The following is a 20864-nucleotide window of genomic DNA, read 5'->3' as shown; positions in this document are numbered from 1 at the left end:
TATTTTGAGATCAGGGTTTTAATAACTTGAAGAAAACCAACAGCTTAACACAAAATTGTTTTAACAATGACACACAAACTCACCACTCCAAAAAACCAAAGGGTTTTAGGCAGGAAATCATGGTTAATGATTTTTACCGTATTACTCTTAACTATCAACCTAACATTTTCTAATGATGATATATATCCCGGGGTATCAAGAATAACTGATTCTTCTTCTTTAGATAAATCTTTGACCATAAATCCATTGTATCAGGTTAATGATTTGATAAATAAAGATTTATGGAACACCTTGTTCCCGTATCGTTTTGGTGCCAAAGACACCGGAGGTGGTGTTTGGGTATTAGATCCAAAAGATGATTTTTATACTTTCGAATCTTTTATCGAGGCTATTAATAGAATGAGTAAAATCGAAGTGACCTTTGAAAGAAGGTGCGGTACGAATGCGTATAGAATTACACGTGTAGATAAGACTACAGGAGTATCAAAAGTGATTCGAACCGATGTAGATTTTGATGCACCAAGAAATGCTGATAAAGAAATTGTTACTCAAAAAGTAGATTATGGATCTTTTTTGGGAGAAGGAAGCCTTGAAACCAGAAAAAGAGAAATCACAGCTTTTTTTGCTAATATCTCTCACGAGACTACAGGGGGGTGGTCAACCGCTCCCGGAGGACAATTTTCATGGGGGTTACACTTTCGTGAAGAGCCTACGAATGCTTCTTATGCTTCTCCCGATACAAACTATCCTCCAACTCCAGGAAAATCATACAAGGGCAGAGGCCCCATACAGTTATCATATAATTATAATTACGGCCCTGCAAGTGAATTTATATTTGGAGACAAACAAATACTTTTGAATCATCCAGAAAAAGTAATAGAAGATGCTGCTTTGGCTTTTCAGACTGCCATTTGGTTTTGGATGACACCTCAATACCCCAAACCATCTGCTCATGATGTAATGGTGAACAAATGGACTCCTAATGAGCTAGACAAAACCAAAAATAGAATTCCGGGATTAGGGATGACTGTAAATATTATTAATGGAGGCGTAGAATGTGGACAAGGTACAGAAAAGCCTCAGGTGTTAGATAGAATAGGGTACTATGAAAGATTTACAGACATCTATCAAATAGGGACAGATATGGATGGAGTTCATGATCTTTCTGATTGTGGATGTAAAGATATGTCTAAGTATGGAGGAGACTCTGCTGATTTAACCGCAGAACCCTGTGCGCAAAAACCTCAAGTAACATTTACCAGCCCCAAGAATAATCAAATGTTTGAGCAATCTACATTTTCTCCAATTTCGGTAAGTTTATCTATAGACGAAAAAAACACAAAATTAGTAAGTGTTACTACAACTGTAGGAAATCAAACTTTTGATGGAGTAACCTTCAGTTGGACACCATCTAGTTATACAAGCCATGTTTTAAGCGCTAATGCGGTATTCGAAAATGGTATAACGGCAACATCAGAAATTAAAGTTATTATTTGGGATGGAGTAAATCTTGATTGCCAGGAAGTGCCCGAATGGAATGCTTCAAGAATTTATAAGGACAAGAATAACTATGTAAAATACAATAATAAAGTCTATAGAAACAAATGGTATGCAGATAGTAGTAATGTCCCAGGAAGCGATACTGTATGGGAATTTGTAAAAGAATGCGGTGTTTCTAATGGGAGTAACCCCGTAATAACTTGGGAATCGCCAGGTAGTGGGCAGGTTGTAGAACAAAAAGAGCTTGCTCCAATTACCCTAAAAGCCAGTGCTACTGATACCGATGGAACTATTCAATCTTTTATCTTTAAGTATAATAGTACTAATATTACTCCTACCGCTTCAGGAAATATCTATACTGCTAGCTTTACACCAATTGCATTCGGAGAAATTACGATTATAGCATCTGCTACAGATGATCAAAATAATACGTCAGAAAAAGCAATTTCTTTTACTGTAAAAGAAAAAACAACAGGAGGAAATAATAACGCTCCTACTGTTAGTATAACTTCTCCGGGAGATAATACTTCTTTTGAAGTAGGAACCTCGATTCCTATCACAGTAAATGCATCAGATAGCGACGGCACGATTGCGAAGGTAGAATTTTTTAATAATAACAGTAAAATAGGAGAAAGTAGCGCTAGCCCTTTTAGTTTTACATTCGAAAACGTTATAGTAGGAAATTACTCATTAACCGCAAAGGCGACAGACAATAAAGGAGCGTCTTCAACCTCTGCTGCAATAACAGTTACGGTAACTAGTGGTGGAGGAAATGGAAATTGTGAAGGACTGCCACAATATGTTGCGGGAACTTCGTATAGTAAAGACCAGGAAGTACAAAACGAAGGAGAGAAGTTTAAATGTAATATTCCGGGGTGGTGTTCTTCTGCAGCAGCATGGGCATATGCTCCCGGTACAGGAGCGCATTGGCAAATGGCCTGGACAAAAACCGGAACTTGCGGTAAAAGTAATGTTGATATAACTTCAAATAAGTACTCTGTTTTCCCTACTGTAACTCAGGATATTGTAAACTTTAGAATAAAAACAGATAATGTATCATGGGTAAAGATTAACTTATATCATCTTTCTGGAAAATTGATAAGTACGCAATCATTTAATGGGGTCCATACAAAGACACTAAAATCATTTACGCACGATCTGTCAAATCTCAAAAAAGGTCTTTATGTATTTAAAATATATATAAATGACGATGTTTATTTTGAGAAAATCCTTAAAAATTAACTGCTAAGGAACTATTTCGGGTAGTTATCTATTACTGATTTAGCTACCCGATTATACATATAAAAACTCGAATTAATTAATCACACTAATCATGAAAAATTTTTATACATTTTTGTTTATGTTTTTTTGTGCGCTATTGATGCATGCACAATACACTTTTCCTGCCTGTTCTCCAGAGTGGGATGCAAGTAAAGTCCCTTATAAACAGGGGCAAGAAGTTTCTTATAATAATAATAATTATAAGTGTAAATACTATACCAATGATGCTCCTGGAGCTGGTTCCTGGGAACTAATAGGACCATGTGGTGATGGTGGACTAGGTCCTGATTATTCTGGAAAACAGCGAATTATAGGATATCTGCCCACCTGGGTTGCTGATTATGATATCAAAAATAAATTTAATCCAGAGGTAGTAACACATCTTAATATTTCTTTTTTGATGTTTAAGCAAAATAATAACGATTATAACAGCTCAAACTTTGCTTCTATATCTTTTGATGAGTTTCAATCTAGAAAAGTAGATTCTGTTCTTAACGATTTGGGAGTTCTTCAAAAAGCTAAAGCCAAAGGAGTAAAAGTATCTGTTGCATTAGGAGGAGCTACCGATTATGCATTTCTATGGTTAATGACCAAATATCAAAACAACGATAGCAAACTAGATGAAATTGCAACATTGATTGCTAATTATGTTACTCAAAATGATCTGGATGGTGTTGATTTGGATATGGAATGTTGGTGGGCAGACCCAGCCATTAGCGGGACTTCAGATCAGGGAGGAAGAGTAAGAGGTAGCAAATGGGGAGATGCTGATAAAGGTCCTCACCCCGCAGGTATTGGGTTAACAAAATTAAGCCAGAAATTAAGAGCCAAAATACCTAATAAGTTAATTACTGCCGCTGTTTTTGGAACTTCATGGTACGGAAATAACTATGATGATGGTATGGCAGACTATATGGATTGGATTGGTCTTATGTCTTATGATTTTACAGGATCATGGGATAAATCTCCAGAAGGACCTCATTCTTCTCTTTATAAAGTAGAACCAGGGACTTATCAAGGGCAAACAGCAGATAATCCAATTTATTCTGCACAAGATGCATTAGAATATTGGATGGGATTTGCCGCACCAGCCTGGAATCATGCAGGAGGATTTAATGTACCAAAAGCCAAACTAGCTTTCGGATTACCAGTGTATGGTTATGATTTTTCTGAAAAAAAACCTGATGGAGGAAATGGAGCTAAATTTGTTCCTTATAAGGATATCATAAAAGATTTTGCTAATGCAGCTACAACTTATGACCCTAAGGATCCTAAAAAATTAAGAGGATACATAGGAGAAAATGGAAAAAAAATATACTATAACACACCAAAATTAGCTGCAGAAAAAATTAAATATTCTAAGCAGTATGGGCATCAGGGGTTGATTATATGGGAACTTACCCAAGATACCGAATATAATTCACCTTCAAGTATTCTTAAAGCAGTAAATGAGGCTGCAGGAAACACCGATCCTATAAACAATTCACCAACAGTAGTGTGGGAAGCTCCCACAAATGGGCAAGTTATCGAATTGGCAGAATTGTCTCCGATAACACTAAAAGCCAGTGCTACAGATTCAGATGGGACTATTCAATCTTTTGTATTTAAGCATAATACTACTAATATTAGCGCCACAGCAAATGGAAGTAACTATACAGCCAGTTTTACTCCTGCAGCATTTGGTGAAGTAACGCTTATTGCTTCTGCTACAGATAATAAAAATGCAACTTCAGAAAAGACAATTGTTTTTACAGTAAAGAAGAAAGTAGTGGGAGGTAACACACCTCCATCAATAACTCTAATCACACCAAAAGATGCAGATGTTATAGAGCAAACAGCATTGTCATCAATTGAGTTAAAAGCCACAGTAACAGATGACAATCAGGTAAGCTCTGTGAAATTTATGGTAAACAATATTGAAATTACTCCAACTGCAAATGGTACTCTATATACTACAGACTGGACTCCTACTGCTTTTGGTGAAGTGTCCTATAAAATTACGGCTACAGATAATGAAGGGCTATCTACAGAGGCAACTGTTACGTTTACTGTGAAAGAAAAAGTAGCGGGAGGAAGCTGTGATGGAATAGGAGAATGGCAAGCTGATAAAGTATATGCGATAGCAGGGCAAAAAGTAAGCTATAACGGTAACCTCTATACTAATAAATGGTGGACAAAGGGAGAAACTCCGGGAAGTAGCTCTGTATGGGAATTTGTTTCTAGTTGTAGCGGTGGTTCTAATGGTGGAGATTTTTGTGGATCTCCACAATGGGTAACATCTATTGCTTATAATAGTGGAGATAAAGTATACCATAGTCAAAAAATCTACAAAGCCAAATGGTGGACAGAAGGAGAGACCCCTGGTAGTAGCTCTGTGTGGGAGTTTGTTTCAGACTGTGTTCAGAGTAATCCAAATATGTCTTCTGTTGCATTTCAAACATTGGTAGATGATGTTATAAAATATCAGATAACAGTTCCTGAAGTGTCGTGGGTGAAAATTGATGTATATGATATCTATGGTAAATTAATGCATACAAAATCTTTAAGAGAATATACAGGAAGCAGAGATTTTACACAAGATTTATCGACTCTTAAAAGTGGAATCTATATCTACAAAATTAATATTGGTGGAGAAGTAATCACCAAAAAAGTAATTAAAAAATAAAATGAAGTAATAGAAAATTGCCAAATGACGGGTCCTGAAACATTGATTAGCTAACACAAGCTCAACGATTTTTTAACAGACGCATTCTAGGGCCCTGATTTGGCAGACGTATCAACCATAATATAAACCTCTAAAACCTCATTTTTATAAAAACAACGGTTTAGTATTCTGTAATATTGGTTTTCTTTTTGGTTGTACTCGCTACTTAAAATTTTGTTTGTTATGTTGTGAATAGATGCTGGTCATTTATACATACTAAAGATCCGGGTATATCCCGGATCTTTTTTGATTTAAACGGTAACCCCATTTATGATAGTACCTTTAACCTTTTTTATATAATTTCTTCCCATAGGGAGCGATTTATCTTCAATTTCGATACAATTTTTATCAATAGCCTTAATTTTATTAATAGCGATAGTATATGATCTGTGGATTCTTATAAAAAGATACTCTGGTAGTAGTCTGGTAATTGCAGATAAGTTATAATGCGTTACATAATCTTTATGATCTGTTTTTATAATAACATAATCCTTAAGACTTTTTATGTATAAAATATCTTCAAAATATATTTTGATCATTTTTTTATCTACTTTAATAAAAATATGATCTTCTAATGAGGATGTATAAGGCAGTTTGTTTACAGTATTTAATGTTCTGGATATTTTATGTAAAGATTTTACTAATCTTTTTAAAGAGATTGGTTTTATTAAATAATCAATAACACCTAATTCAAATCCTTGTACAGCATAATCTTCATCAGAAGAAGTAATAATAATAAGAGGAGGATTGTGTATGTTTTTAATAAATTCTAATCCATTAACCATAGGTGTATAAATATCGACAAAAACTAAATCAATCGAATTTTCACGAATAAAATTAAAGGCATCAACAGCATTATTACATACAAAAACTATCTCGAAATGTTCAAAATGTGCCAGGTGTTTTTTTAAAGTATTGATAGCTAACGGGTCATTGTCTATGAGTAGACATCTTACTTTCATTCTGTAGTTTTTTAGGGGTTGTTCTATAAATAAATAGTAATTATTTGCTCTTTTTTTTATGAATAATTCTTATTTCCTATCTGGGTATGTAACCTGATTTATTCTTTTTTATTGTTTTCTTTTTAAAAGGTTTTTTAAGATAATCTCTTTTTCCTATAGAAATTATAGAATATGAGTAAAATGCATCTTATTCCTGTTTTTCTTCTGAAAATCTACAGTTTTAAGTCATTCAGCTAATTAGTTTTTTTAAACCCCGAGTTCTTTCTACTTTTTCATTGAAAACTACAACGTTTTCGTAAATAATAACACAAACCATTTATAACTTAAGGTAAGAAATTATGAAAAAATTAAACCAAACTTTTAAGGCTAGGCGTTTTCTAGATTTGTATCTGAAAACATCTTTGCTTTTTATTTTTATGTGCATTTCAACCATTGCTTTTGCACAAGTGAACACAGGAGGGAGTGCTACCACTTCTGATCATCAAAAACAGATTATAGGATATATTACCAACTGGGATGCCTGGAAAAATAGTAAAGCTGGAGTGCCTGAAGCAGGAGCACTCACACATTTAAATATTGATTATTCTAAATACACAATTCTAAATTATTCATTTTTTGGAGTAGCTCGTGATGGTTCTTTACATAGTGGAGATCATAGAAATAAGAATATATATCAAGATGGTGTAACACAAGAACCTGCTGATTTATTTTATACAGATTTGTATAGCAGTTGGGATTTACATCTTTTATTCGGAGAATTAGAATATGTAAACTATGTAAATGAAGATATAAAAAGACGTGCAGAAGCTCAAGGATTTCAAGTAGAGGTTGGGGCTAGTACCTGGACACACCCGGTTTGGGGATTAAGTGGAGGGTTACCGTTACCTCTTAAAAAAGAAAATGGAGCTCCGGGATTACTAGATCTTGCACATCAAAAAGGAGTAAAAGTGATGGCATCGATTGGTGGATGGAGTATGTGTAAACATTTCCCAGAAATGGCTGCCGATCCTGTAAAAAGAGCAAAATTTATTGAAGACTGTAAAAGATTAATCAATATTGGTTTCGACGGAATTGATTTAGACTGGGAATATCCAGGACCATTTTCAGGAATGAATTTTACAGGTAGTCAGGCAGATTTTGCGAATTTTGAATCTTTACTACAAGAAATTCGTAATGCTATAGGACCTACAAAATTAATTACATCGGCTATGGCTGCAGATCCAAGAAAACTGGATGGATTTAATTGGTCTGGAGTAGTTGCTAATATGGATTACTTTAACATGATGACTTATGATTATAATGGTGGTTGGTCTAATAAAGCAGGACATAATGCTCCTGTTTACCCATATACTGATGCAGAAGTATCTTTTTTTAATTGGCAATCTACTTTACAAAAACTTGTTGAAGCAGGAGTTCCTAAAAACAAAATATGTTTTGGAGCTCCATTCTATGGTAGAGGTGTTGTTACCGAAGGAAATGCAGATCTTAATGTAAAAACTGTAAAAAGAGCAGAAACTGTTCAACCCGATGGACCTATACAAACGGCAGCAGATTATACAAATTGGCCAAAAGAAGTATATGATGGTACACCAAATTATTTCTTTATCAAACAAAAAGCTTTATCCCCTAATAGTGGATGGACCAGAAAATGGGATGACGAAGCCAAAGTTCCTTATTTGGTGAATGGGAAGTATTTTTTGAGTTATGATGACGAAGAATCTATTGGTATTAAAGCTCAGTTTATTAATGATAATGAGCTTGCCGGGACCATTATTTGGACAGTCTATGGTGATCTTGAATTTGGAGGTACAGCAACTTCTTTTGGTAGAAAACTTAAAAGATGGTCTGATGTAAAATCTCCTTTGGTGAATAAAATTAATGAAGTTTTTGCTAATGGAGGATCAGGAGGAAATGTTTCTCCAACAGTTAATATAACTGCTCCTGCCAACAATGCTACTTTTACAGAAGGAGACACAGTTCTCATAACCGCAAATGCAGCAGATAGCGATGGAACTATTACTAAAGTCGAATTTTATAATGGTAGTATAAAATTAGGAGAAGACACAACATCACCATATGAATATTCGTGGGCGAGTGTTGCTGCAGGTAATTATACTTTAACGGCAAAGGCAACCGATAATGGTAATGCCTCGACAACTTCTTCTGCGGTTTCTATATCTGTAAATGGTAGTGGTACAAACACACCACCTGTAGTAAATATAACAGAACCAGCTAATAATGCTACCTTTACAGAAGGAACTACTATTGTCATAAAAGCAAATGCATCAGATCCTGATGCTGATGGTAGTATTACAAAAGTTGAATTTTATAATGGTACAACTCTATTAGGAGAGGATACTACAGCACCATACGAATATTCATGGGCAAATGTTGCTAAAGGAAACTACACATTAACTGCAAAAGCAACAGATGATAAAAATGCAACAACAGTATCTTCTGGCGTTTCTGTAACTGTGAATGGTAGTACAGGTGGAGATAATTGTAGTAATTTTCCAACCTGGTCTGCTACAGAGGTATACACCGGAGGTAAAGATGTAAAATACAATAATGTACATTACCAGGCTAAATGGTGGACACAAAACCAAAACCCAGAAACGAATTCAAACCCTGATGGAGTATGGAAAAAGATAGGGCCTTGTGATAATAATGGAGGTGGAAATAATGTTCCTCCAACAGTTAGTATTGCATCACCTGCTAATAATACTACGTTTGTAGAAGGGACTTCAGTAGATATTACAGCAAATGCTTCTGATAGTGACGGAACTATTACCAAAGTAGAATTCTTTAATGGAGCCACAAAACTGGGAGAGGATACTAGCAGTCCTTATACATATACAATTTCTAACGCATCTGTGGGAAGTTATACATTGACAGCTAAAGCAACTGATAATGAAGGGGCTACTTCAACATCTTCTGCGATATCAATTTCGGTTACTACTGGTGGAGGAAATGGTAGTTGTGATGGTGTACCACAATATGTTGCAGGAACTTCATATAGTAAAGATCAGGAAGTACAAAATGAAGGAGAGAAGTTTAAATGTAATATTCCGGGATGGTGTTCTTCTGCAGCAGCATGGGCATATGCACCAGGTACCGGAGCTCATTGGCAATCTGCTTGGTCAAAGACAGGAGATTGCACAGTAAGAAATTCTGCGGTAAGCGTATTTCCGAACCCAACTGAAAATGGTATCATAAATGTGATGATAAATTCAGGAAAATCTAACTCTAATTTTAGATTTGAAGTACATTCCCTTAACGGAACTAAGTTATTAGATTTTGAAAATAATGTGATGAATGGGAAGAATGGTAAAACATTTGATATTAGTTCTCTAAAAACTGGTTTGTACTTATATACGATTACTATAGGAAAAGAAAAAGAATATGGTAAGATGAAAGTATCAAATTAATTTAAAATAGTTTTTGTAACCATAAAAGGGTATTTCTTCTACCCTTTTATGGTTACTACTATTAAGAATCTTATTATATAAATTACGATTACAGATTTTTTGATGGGTTGAATTATTTATCAACCCATTGTGCGTATTGATGTTTTTGAGTCTCAAAATTCGTCAATTCGAGTGCTTGTATATTTCGATATAACACTTAAATAGTAAAACCATGTTTAAAACACACACAAACTCAGTAAATTTTATTAAAATTAATTGTTCATGGCGACAGTTAATTTGTACGACCTTATTTCTAACAGTAATTCTATCTGTTTTCCCCCATGGCACAGTAACATACCCACCAAGTCGTGTTTGGAATTGTTTTCAGGAAGACCCTGAAAGTCCGGATTCTGCGGCTTGTGTTGCAGCAGTAGCTTCTCATGGTACACAGCCATTATATGATTGGAGTGAAATTAATCAAGCGAATGCTAATGGTAATCATCAGCAATATGTGATGGATGGAAATCTGGCTAGCGGTGGAAGGCCTGAAAAATACGGAGGCATGGATCAAGTTAGATCTGATTGGGTGTCGACAAAAGTTTCTCCAGGACCATTTACAGTTACTTGGACAAATCATGCTCCTCATGCAACTGCTTATTATGAAGTTTATATAACCAAAGCAAGCTGGACACCCGACCAGCCATTAACGTGGGATAGCCTTGAACTTTTAGTACGAACACCACCAAGTGCAGCAGAAAGGATTGTTAATATTCCGGTAACACTTCCTGCTAGGACGGGTAAACATGTTATTTATAGTATTTGGCAAAGATCAGACAGCCCAGAGGCATTTTATTCGACTAGTGACATCAATTTTGATGGAGGAGATACTGATACACAGGCACCTTCTGTTCCTACTGGTCTAGGAGCATCAAATGCTACACAAACTACAGTAGATCTTGCCTGGAATGCCGCTACCGATAATGTAGCTGTAACGGGATATGATATATATCAAGGAAATACTATTGTTGCGACTGCAACTGGTACTTCTTATCAAGTAACTGGCTTAACAGCAAACACTTCTTATTCTTTTAGAATAAAAGCAAAGGATGCTGCAAATAATCAATCTGATTTTAGTAATACTGCAACTGCAACTACACTTGCTGATACCGGAGGAGGAAACTGTTCAGGAATACCACAATATGTTGCAGGTACTTCGTATAGCAAAGATCAGGAAGTACAAAATGAAGGAGAAAAATTCAAATGTAATATTCCTGGGTGGTGTTCTTCTGCTGCGGCATGGGCATATGCACCGGGTACTGGCGCGCACTGGCAAGATGCCTGGTCAAAAACAGGAGATTGTACCGGTAGTACTCCTAATATGAGTCCTACGGTAAGTATTACTTCTCCAAATAACAATAGCTCGTTTCAGGAAGGAGCATCTGTAACAATATCTGCTAATGCAGCAGATACAGATGGTACAGTATCTAAAGTAGAATTCTTTAACGGAACCACAAAACTAGGAGAAGATGCTTCTGGTCCTTACGAATATGTTTGGCAAAATATCTCTGCAGGAAATTATGCAATAACTGCCAAGGCAACCGATAACCAGGGAGCATCGACTACATCATCTGTAATAAATATTACCGTTAATGGAGTTAATAATACTCCTCCAACAGTTACGATTACTTCGCCCAATAATAATGACTCTTTTAACGAAGGGACTTCAATTTCTGTTACAGCAAATGCTTCTGATAGTGACGGAACTATTACCAAAGTAGAGTTCTTTAATGGAACCACAAAACTGGGAGAGGATACTAGTAGCCCTTATACATATACAATTTCTAATGCTTCTGTAGGAAATTATACATTAACAGCAAAAGCTACTGATAATAGTGGAGCTACTTCAACATCTTCTGCGATATCGATTTCTGTAACTACAGTAGGAAATGGTAATTGTGATGGGTTACCACAATATGTTGCAGGAACTTCATATAGCAAAGATCAGGAAGTACAAAACGAAGGAGAGAAGTTTAAATGTAATATCCCTGGGTGGTGTTCTTCTGCAGCAGCATGGGCATATGCACCAGGTACCGGAGCTCATTGGCAGGATGCCTGGTCAAAAACAGGTGATTGTGGAGGAGGAACAGGCGGTGCTCCTGTAGTAAATATCACATCGCCTTCAAATGGAGCAACATATACTGCAGGTAGTTCAGTTGTTGTTAACGCAACCGCAACAGATGATGGAACCGTTACTAAAGTAGAGTTCTTTAATGGCACTACAAAACTAGGAGAAGACACTACCAATCCGTATTCTTATACCATTACCAATGCACAATCTGGTAGTTATTCTTTAACTGCGGTAGCAACCGATAATGAGAATAACCAAACCACTTCTGATCCAGTTGTAATTAGAAGTAGTACAGGAGGAGGAAATAATGATTTACCAGGAAAAATATTGGTAGGATACTGGCATAATTTTGATAATGGCTCTACTACTCCAAGACTGAGCGAAGTATCCAGAGATTGGGATGTGATTTGTGTTGCATTTGCAGAACCTAAAGCAGGAAGTACAGCCGATATGCAATTTAGTCCATATAGTATTTATAATGGAAATACTCAGGCTTTTATAGATGATGTTGCTACTGTAAAGAGTAGAGGACAAAAAGTACTAATTTCTATTGGAGGTGCTAATGCAAGAGTAGAATTGAATAGTGAAGCAGAAAAGAATTTATTTATAAGTTCTATGACCAATATTATCAATACATATGGTTTCAATGGATTGGATATAGATTTGGAAGGAAGCTCCCTTTCACTGGATAGCGGAGATTCTGATTTTAGGAATCCAACTACAGCAAAAATCAAAAACCTTATTTCGGCTACAAAAGTTATTAGAACCAATATTGGGGCAAATAGATTTATATTAAGCATGGCTCCAGAAACAGCCTATGTACAAGGTGCTTATGGAAATTATTCTGGAATTTTTGGAGCGTATTTGCCTGTAATTCATGCATTACGTAATGAAATGGATTATATCCATGTTCAGCACTATAATACAGGTTCTATGTTTGGTAGAGATGGAAAAATATATCAGCCAGCCACTGCAGATTTTCATGTAGCTATGGCAGAAATGTTAATTACTGGTTTCCCGGTTGCTCAAACAGGACTTACGTTCCCTGGCCTTAGAGCAGATCAGGTTGCGATTGGGTTGCCCGCTACTACTCAAGCAGCAGGAAGCGGATATACTTCTGAAGCAGTTGTACAACAAGCTCTTGATTATTTGATTAAGGGAACTTCGTATCCTGGAAGAACGTATACTACCAATTCTACATATCCTAGTTTTAGAGGTTTAATGACCTGGTCTATAAATTGGGATTTGGTAAATAATTCTACTTTTTCTTCGAGTCATAGAGCATATTTAAATGGATTAGGTGCCAGAGCTGCTAATGCACAAAATAGTATAGGGAAGGTATTTCCTAATCCTATTTCTGGAAACGTAATTAACGTTGCTTTAGATAGTGCCATTTCTAAATCAGGTTCTGATTATTTCAGATTCCAGATATTTAATACGAATGGGGTTGAAGTTTATAGTATTGAAAATGACAGGCTTCAAAGAGGAGAAAGTGTTAAGAGTTTTGATATCGGTGAACTAGAATCGGGAATGTATTTTTATACGATTACAGTTTCCAAAAACAAGACAACGGGTAAAATAATTAGAGAGTAATTTGTTTTAATTTTCTAAGTGTATTGTTTAAAAATGGAGTCCAGATATCTGGACTCCATTGTTTTTGATCTAATTTTCTTAAAAAGAGTTTATTCGATTCTACTGTAGTTTTCGGCAAGTGTATACTGCCCGTTTTTATCAATATTAATTTGTTGATAAGAGTTAGAATCCATCATTAGTTCAAATCTAAAAACTTGAATGGTATCTACAATTTTCATCATTGGTCCAGAAGCATATTCTAAACGTTCTTCAAGGATACCATCTTTGATGATGTAAGTACCATAACCAAACCATTCGTTATTGTCTTTTGGATCAAAGCGGGTCCACATCACTTTTTCTTTGCTATACATTTTTACCTGGCGATATCCATTTTGATTTAAGATCGTATCGCTTATTTGATTATGATCATAAAGAAACTGATGTTTAAGTTCCCAAACACCTTCAAGGTTATAAGGCTCAATATCGGTAGTTTTATTCTGTTGCATAACAGCAGAATAAAAGCACACCCCTAATAGAATCAGTACTAAGGTTTTCATGATTGAGAGGTTTAAAGTGAGTATCTTATTAAGTTACGAAAAAAAGGTGAGATAAAATGAACTTGATTAGCTTTTATGATATTGTTAAAATGTTGATTTTAAGTAATCTATATGTGATCGGATGATTGGTTTTATTTCTGTCGAAATTTCTGAAATGCATTGATTTCTCAAAAAACAGACACTTCTTTTTTGAGAAATAATAACTTTGCAATTATTATTGTTCTATCTGCATTATATATCAAATGCATTCAAATCTTTAATTTCTGAATAGGAATACAGATTCAAATTATTATTTTTAAGACCAGAATTATGTATTCTAAAAGAATATAGGCTATGATTCGGCGTGGAGGAGCTGAGGTAAAACAAGTAAACAAATCCATTATGAAAGGATTTTTAGATTCAACTCCTGCCTAACGCCGAGATTATAGCCATTTTTAGTTTAATATCAATTCCATTTGGATATTACATCGCTCGTATGGAGTTGAGTGCCCTACTACTTTATTAAAACCTAGCTTATGATATAGATTAATCGCTGGTTTTAATACGGTATTGCTTTCTAAATATATTTTTTGAGCATTTAGCGATTGTGCTTTTTTAATTATAGCTTTTCCTAATAACCAACCTATACCTTTACCTTTGGCTTGCGGAGAAACAGCCATTTTGGCAAGTTCAAAGTCGTAATGAGGATCATCCATTTTTATCAAGGCACATACACCAACGGGTTCTTTTTCGTATAATGCGACAATTATTTCGCCCCCTTTGTCTAAAATGTACTCTTTTGGGTTATCCAAAGCTTTACGATCGGCTTCTTCCATCTTAAAAAAGGTAGTAATCCATTCTTCATTAAGGTTTTTGAACGAAGTTCTATATTTAGACTCATAAGGAACGATCTCAACCTTTTTTATTTCTCTAAGCTTTTTTTCTTCTTTAACACGATGAAACATTGATTTTTGATTCAAAAGAAATTCGAATTCTTCGATAGCATGCCACATGTTGTGCCTACTTTGATTTAAGGTAACTTCTACAGCTTTTTGTACATCGATATATTGATCTTTAATATGATTTGCGATCTGTCTGCCTTTAGGAGCTAGCGCGATGTTATTCTTTCTTCCATCATTTTTGTCTTTTTTTTCACATAAAATTTGTTCCTTAACCATCTCCCGAACAATTTTACTAACAGAGGGATGAGAGTGACCAATCTCATTGGCTATGGCAGTGATAGATTTTTCGCCATTCTGAGATAGAACATAAAACACAGGAAACCATTTTGGTTTTAAATCTACATTATACATTTCATAAATTTTTGTAGCATCTTCTGTCATCTTTTCGCTTAACATTCTAAGCCTGGTGCCAATTGCTATAATACCAATATTATCAAAAAAATTCATATGTATAATTAATTACGTAATCAGTTACGTAAATATAATAATTTACTTTCTTTTTTCAAAATGAGCTCATTTTTATGAAGATACTGGGGATAGGGGTAAAACGCTAAAAGTAGAGCTTAAAACCTGTATTTTGTTAGGTTTTTGTACTAAAAAACCCGATCACAAGGATCGGGTGTCTTATATAAAAATAGGAGTATTTCTATTTTTTGGATCCGTTTTTCATATTCTCTTTAACAAGCCCATAGAACTCGTCAAACTTTGGATCAATTATGATTCTGGTAGCAGTTTCTATACTTTGTGAACCGTATTCACTTTTTCCCAAAACATCCATTCTTTTTGGATCAACTTTAAAATCATTTTGTAGTGCTCTTACTACCGATGCAGCTTGCTTTGTACTAAGATCCCAATTATCGCTAATACTTTTGTCTTTAAATTTAATCGCATTGCTATTTCCTTCGACAATGATTTTTAAATCAGGTTTTGCATTTAAAGCATTTGCTATCTTTCCTAGAACACCTTTTGCTTTATCTTCGATAACGCAATTATTATCATCTTCACCAAACAATAGTGTATTAGCCAGAGTGATTAACACAGCTCCGTTTTGTACGGCAATATTAGCATCACTACCAAGTGCATTTTTTAAAACCGTTAACGTGGCTAGTTTGGTAGAATCAGTTTTTCCAATTGCATCGTTTATGGTCTTAATTTGTTTATCTTTTTCCTGAAGGCTTTTAAGAGAAGTTTCTAAGTTTTTAGCTTTCTGATTCGATAGCTCAGTAAAACTACTCATATTGGTTAAAAGAGAAGCATTAGTTTCTTTTAGATCCTTTACTTGGGCTTCCATCGTTTTTACCTGAGTTAATGTTGCTTTTTCCTTTTTACGAGAATCATTTAACTCGGCTTCAGTAGTTTTTAATTCCTTTCTTAGTTTATCTATTTCTTCAAGAAGGTCCTTTTTTTTCTGTGCATGAATAGACAAAGTCGAAATAAACAATACACAAACAAATAAAATAATTTTTTTCATTGATCTTTAATATGATTTGTTGCAATTGCTAAAGTAAAACATTTTTATAAATAACACGGCAACCGGTCGTTATGACTTTTCTAATAATTGCTTTGCATTTTTAATACTAGAATTGATTTGATCCTTTAAAGAATTCACTTTAATTTCTTCTTCCTTAAGCAGCTTTATTTGTGATGATACTTTTTCCGGATCTGTTGTACTGCCTTCTTCCTCATGAGGGAATTTATCACTAAAATCACTCATCCAGGTCATCATAAAATCATAAGCATCCTTTACATCTTGTTGCGCTTTTGCATATGATTTTCCTTGATCGGTAGTATCTATTTTAGTTTCCAGCTCTTTAATAAGACTACTCATTTCTCCCATTTTTGGCATAACTTCGTCATGCACATCAATTACTTTTTGCATGAGAGTATCAAACTCTTGTTCTTCTTTAGAAAGTTGATTACAGGATATAAATAATAATAGTAGTGAAATTGAGTATAAAAATGATGATTTCATAATTGTAATTTTTAAGTTTTTATTTTGATAGCCTAAACGTTTCAAAGATATTGTTTTTCCTTTTTCTTGTGAAGTTTAGCTTGCTTGTATTGCTGTCCGATTTTATTCATTTTATGCATTTGTATAATAATATAAAGGAGACAACATGAAATTACCGTAATTAGAATATAAGTTAACATATACATTTGATTAAGATTTTTTGATTTTAGCTCTTAGATATTCTGTGCTGATGATCAAAAGGAGACTTATTCCGAATAGAGGAAATACGATAGCCAAAATTACTATCGATACCATGATTCCATATCCGATTTTAAAGGTTACAGGTACTTTTGGGATTCCCCAATTTCCTTTACGTTTTCGCATTACATAAGAAACCAATGCAGAGATACTCATTATAGTTAATGCTATAGCGGTTAGTAGCATCAACCACCAGCTCCAGGCGCCAAATTCTCCTTGATGAAATGCCATAACCCACATTCGGCCACGCATCAAAATACCTACATCATCCCAATTATTAGATAGAATTTGCTGGCCAGAATATTGATCAAAATGGATCTTTTTTTGCGTATTAAGATCAGATGGGTTTACATTAGATACACTAAAAACACTTTTAGGACCTTTTGGAAAATGAATCATTACTGTTCCCGGAAGTTGAAGATCCTCTGCTTTGGCTGCCATTTGATCCAATGTTAAAGCATCTCCTTTGTCTTTTGATTGTAATTGGTGCCCTTTCCATGTAGCAGGATAACCAGTATTGGTTATTTTTTGGAGTTGTTTAAAATTTTCACCAACCACATCTGTCCAGGGAAAACCACCGGCCAGAATGAGGAGTAATAACCCAGAAATCCAAAACCCTGTAATAGCATGTATATCTCTATAAAATGTTCTTTTTCCCTCATTCATTCTGGGTATAAAAACACCTTTTATTTTGCGACCACGATCGGGCCACCAAACATATAACCCGGTGAGTATGAGAACCATCATCCAACTCGCAATAAGTTCAACGATTTTGGTTCCAAATTTACCCGATAGCAATTCGCCATGCAGCTTTCTAATTTTAAACATAGTTGTATCTCTGGTGATAATTTCTCCAGAAACAGCTCCCGAATATGGGTTTACATATAAACTGCTTTTACCACCAAAACGACCTGATATAAACTCTGTGGCCTGGTTAGCTGCAGAAGTTAGAATCATTGTATTGGGTTTCTTTATAGCATTTTTGTTTGCGATTTCCCACTGTTGTTGAAGAGAAATAGGAGCTCCCTGAACCACTACCTCTTTAATGTCCTTATGTTTGGAAGCTTCATAATCTGCTTTAAATAAATATAATCCTCCTGTTATAGAAAGTAAGATGATAAACGGAAGAGATATTAATCCTGCGATGAAGTGCCATTTCCAAAGCCATTGGTTTAGTTGTCTGTTTTTTTTCATTTCTTAACTAAATTTAATCCTCACAGGTTTTTAAAAACCTGTGAGGATTGGTTATTAGAAATTATATTTTACTCCAAGGTGAAAAGCTCTTGGATTTCCTATCGTAAAACTATTTTCTCCTCTAAATCTATTAAATGAGGCTCTGGCGGCATACAACTCATCAAAAACATTAAGTGCATGACCCCATACTTCAAAACCTTTATAATGAACGGTAGCTCTAAGGTTAAAAACAGAATGTCCATCATAGGTTGCAGTATCAAAAGTGCCATCTTCATTATCTATCTGATTTTCAAAACTGGTATTGTATTTACCTACCAATTCGTGTTCTGCCGTTATACTGAATCCAAAATTGTTTTCATAATTCTTACGATAAGTAATTAAAGAAGTCCCCAATAGATTGGGAGCAGTTTCTCTGTCGGTATCAGAATAATCAATTCCTCTATCAAAAAACTCTACATAACGATGCTGCGCATAACTACCATTATGAGTTATCGATAATCCTTCTATAGGAATCCAGGTTATACCATACTCAATACCATATGATCGAGTTTTACCAGCATTGGTACTAAAAAAGTTATCATCCTGATCTCTTAAGGTAATTAAGGTGTTTTGTCCTTCAAGAAGATAAATAGCAGCATCTAATTTTAATTTTGAAGGAATAGTGAAATAACCTCCAAGTTCGTAATTATGATAACGACTTGGTTTTATACCTAGTAGTTCATTTCTATTACGATACAATGTAGAAACCTGGGGAGGTGCAAACCCTTGCGAATAGTTTGCATACATCCCGGCTTTTGTATTAAAATTATAATTGACACCTAATTTAGGAGTTAGATTATTAAAATTATCTACGGCATCATTTACACCTATAGTTTCGACTTGATTATCATAATCGTATTCAAAACCATCATAACGCAGTGCTGCGGTAATTTTTAAGGCTTCTACTGGTGATATCTCATATTGAAAAAAACCTGCATAATTAAATATATTGGCTTTATAGTTAAGGATAAAATCTCTGGAATTAACAGTGTATTCCAGGTTTCTTCCCGTTTCGGGATCAACAACAACTTGTATGGTCTCTGCTACATAATCTTGTGGTGAATAATCTGCTGTAGCACCAATGATTAATGAAGAATTGGCAAAGTTGAAATCTAACTTATGCTGAATTAATCCTACAAAACTTTTAAATCGATTAGAATTTACTTCTCCCGAACCTAATCCTGTTAATTGTCCCTGATTTCTAAATTGACGTATTCTATAGGACGGAATTTGATCCATTCGATTATTTCTAACCATAAAATTGAATGAAGTTTTATTGGCATCGTCCCAAAATTTGTCTAGTGTAGTTCTGGCTCTAAATGTAATCGCTTCTCTTTCGGTAAATGTTTGATCACTTTCATAATTTCCTTCATTGTAATCGGTTTCACTTAAAGAACCAGACATGTCTGACCGATAATCTACAAGATCAAAAACAGTTGTCCATCTTGCGGTTTCGGTAATGTCATACACTGTTTTAAAAGTAACAGCCAACTTTTCATAATCACTATGTTCTATGGGGCCATCTTTTCGCTGTACATGATGACTACCTAAATAGAAGCCGAAGTTTTCACTGGTTTTATCTGAAACTTCGAACTCATATCGAGTTAAGCCTAAGTCATTAATTTGAAAACCAATACCACCAGTAAGTTTTTCTGTTGGGTTTTTGGTAATAAAATTAAAACTACCTCCTATAGCTTCGCTACCATAGATACTTGAAGCCGGGCCTTTTAATACTTCAACACGACCAAAAGAAGTATTGTTCATCTCTAATAATGCGTTATGATTAAATACCGAAGTAGGTCGAATTTGCATGCCATCTTCTAGATATAAGAACAGTGCTTTTGTAGAAATAGGAGTACGAACAGCCATAAAATGTTGTTCATTACTTGCTGATCGTGAGGTAGACATAAATACTCCGGGCACCTGGTTTACCAATTGGTCAATACCAAAAGCTTTGGTTTCGGAAATTGCCTGCGTTTGTATTGAAGCAATAGACCCCGGTACTTCAGAACGTTTTTGAATTTCTCTACTTGCAGAGGTTACCAAAACTTCTTCTAAGGCAACATTATCTTCTGCTAATCTAATAGTAGTAAAAGTATCTGTTAAATTTACTTTTTTGGTGATATATCCCAGAAAACTAATAGTGACTTCTGTAGAGTTTTCTAATGTGATTTTAAAAACTCCTTCAGAGTCACTCATTACTCCATTAGTACTATTAGATTCAATAATAGTTGCCCCTGATAATGGATTGTTAGTATGATCTACTATTTTTCCTTTATATGATTGTTGTGTATAGCCGTATACCCCTAAGCATAGGGTAACTGCATAAACTAATATGTTTTTCATTGTATATAATGAGTTGCAATGACG

General features: G+C 34.8%; 11 protein-coding genes. 4 read left to right on the top strand and 7 right to left on the bottom strand.

The window, feature by feature from the left end; all coding sequences use genetic code 11:
• Positions 1 to 66 precede the first annotated feature (66 nt).
• Positions 67 to 2742 (top strand): glycoside hydrolase family 19 protein, encoded by a 2676-nt coding sequence (locus ATO12_RS24855; RefSeq protein ID WP_081802040.1) that lies wholly within the window; start codon positions 67 to 69, stop codon positions 2740 to 2742.
• 91 nt (positions 2743 to 2833) lie between these two features.
• Positions 2834 to 5446, top strand: a complete 2613-nt coding sequence (locus tag ATO12_RS11050; protein WP_081802039.1) for a glycosyl hydrolase family 18 protein — start codon at positions 2834 to 2836, stop codon at positions 5444 to 5446.
• A gap of 290 nt (positions 5447 to 5736) precedes the next feature.
• On the opposite strand, the gene ATO12_RS11045 is transcribed toward ATO12_RS11050, so the two are convergent.
• Complete coding sequence (locus tag ATO12_RS11045; protein WP_034241877.1) at positions 5737 to 6447, bottom strand: LytR/AlgR family response regulator transcription factor; 711 nt, start codon at positions 6445 to 6447, stop codon at positions 5737 to 5739.
• Between the two features lie 338 nt (positions 6448 to 6785).
• Between ATO12_RS11045 and ATO12_RS11040 the strand changes: the two genes are divergently transcribed.
• Both ATO12_RS11040 and ATO12_RS26365 read left to right on the top strand, forming a co-directional pair.
• Complete coding sequence (locus tag ATO12_RS11040) at positions 6786 to 9875, top strand: glycosyl hydrolase family 18 protein (protein WP_051575755.1); 3090 nt, start codon at positions 6786 to 6788, stop codon at positions 9873 to 9875.
• A gap of 211 nt (positions 9876 to 10086) precedes the next feature.
• A complete protein-coding gene (locus ATO12_RS26365; protein WP_051575754.1) occupies positions 10087 to 13575 on the top strand; it encodes an Ig-like domain-containing protein in 3489 nt (1162 codons plus the stop codon).
• Between the two features lie 89 nt (positions 13576 to 13664).
• On the opposite strand, the gene ATO12_RS11030 is transcribed toward ATO12_RS26365, so the two are convergent.
• The 6 genes from ATO12_RS11030 to ATO12_RS11005 all read right to left on the bottom strand — a co-directional run bounded on the left by ATO12_RS11030 (position 13665) and on the right by ATO12_RS11005 (position 20840).
• Positions 13665 to 14111, bottom strand: a complete 447-nt coding sequence (locus tag ATO12_RS11030; RefSeq protein ID WP_034241875.1) for a hypothetical protein — start codon at positions 14109 to 14111, stop codon at positions 13665 to 13667.
• A 434-nt stretch (positions 14112 to 14545) separates the two neighbouring features.
• Positions 14546 to 15499 (bottom strand): bifunctional helix-turn-helix transcriptional regulator/GNAT family N-acetyltransferase, encoded by a 954-nt coding sequence (locus ATO12_RS11025; protein ID WP_034241874.1) that lies wholly within the window; start codon positions 15497 to 15499, stop codon positions 14546 to 14548.
• A 199-nt stretch (positions 15500 to 15698) separates the two neighbouring features.
• Complete coding sequence (locus ATO12_RS11020) at positions 15699 to 16523, bottom strand: OmpA family protein (protein WP_034241872.1); 825 nt, start codon at positions 16521 to 16523, stop codon at positions 15699 to 15701.
• A 69-nt stretch (positions 16524 to 16592) separates the two neighbouring features.
• Positions 16593 to 17024, bottom strand: coding sequence for a hypothetical protein (locus ATO12_RS11015; RefSeq protein ID WP_034241870.1), 432 nt, complete (start codon positions 17022 to 17024; stop codon positions 16593 to 16595).
• A 189-nt stretch (positions 17025 to 17213) separates the two neighbouring features.
• Positions 17214 to 18455: a PepSY-associated TM helix domain-containing protein gene (locus ATO12_RS11010; RefSeq protein ID WP_034241868.1), complete on the bottom strand. Its 1242-nt coding sequence runs from the start codon at positions 18453 to 18455 to the stop codon at positions 17214 to 17216.
• Between the two features lie 54 nt (positions 18456 to 18509).
• Positions 18510 to 20840, bottom strand: a complete 2331-nt coding sequence (locus tag ATO12_RS11005; RefSeq protein ID WP_034241867.1) for a TonB-dependent receptor — start codon at positions 20838 to 20840, stop codon at positions 18510 to 18512.
• Positions 20841 to 20864: the final 24 nt, after the last annotated feature.

Origin of the sequence: Aquimarina atlantica, from assembly GCF_000626715.1 — a bacterium.
GTDB lineage: Bacteria > Bacteroidota > Bacteroidia > Flavobacteriales > Flavobacteriaceae > Aquimarina > Aquimarina atlantica.
Note: the sequence above shows the minus strand (reverse complement) of the source record. Positions and strands in the feature narration are given on the sequence as shown.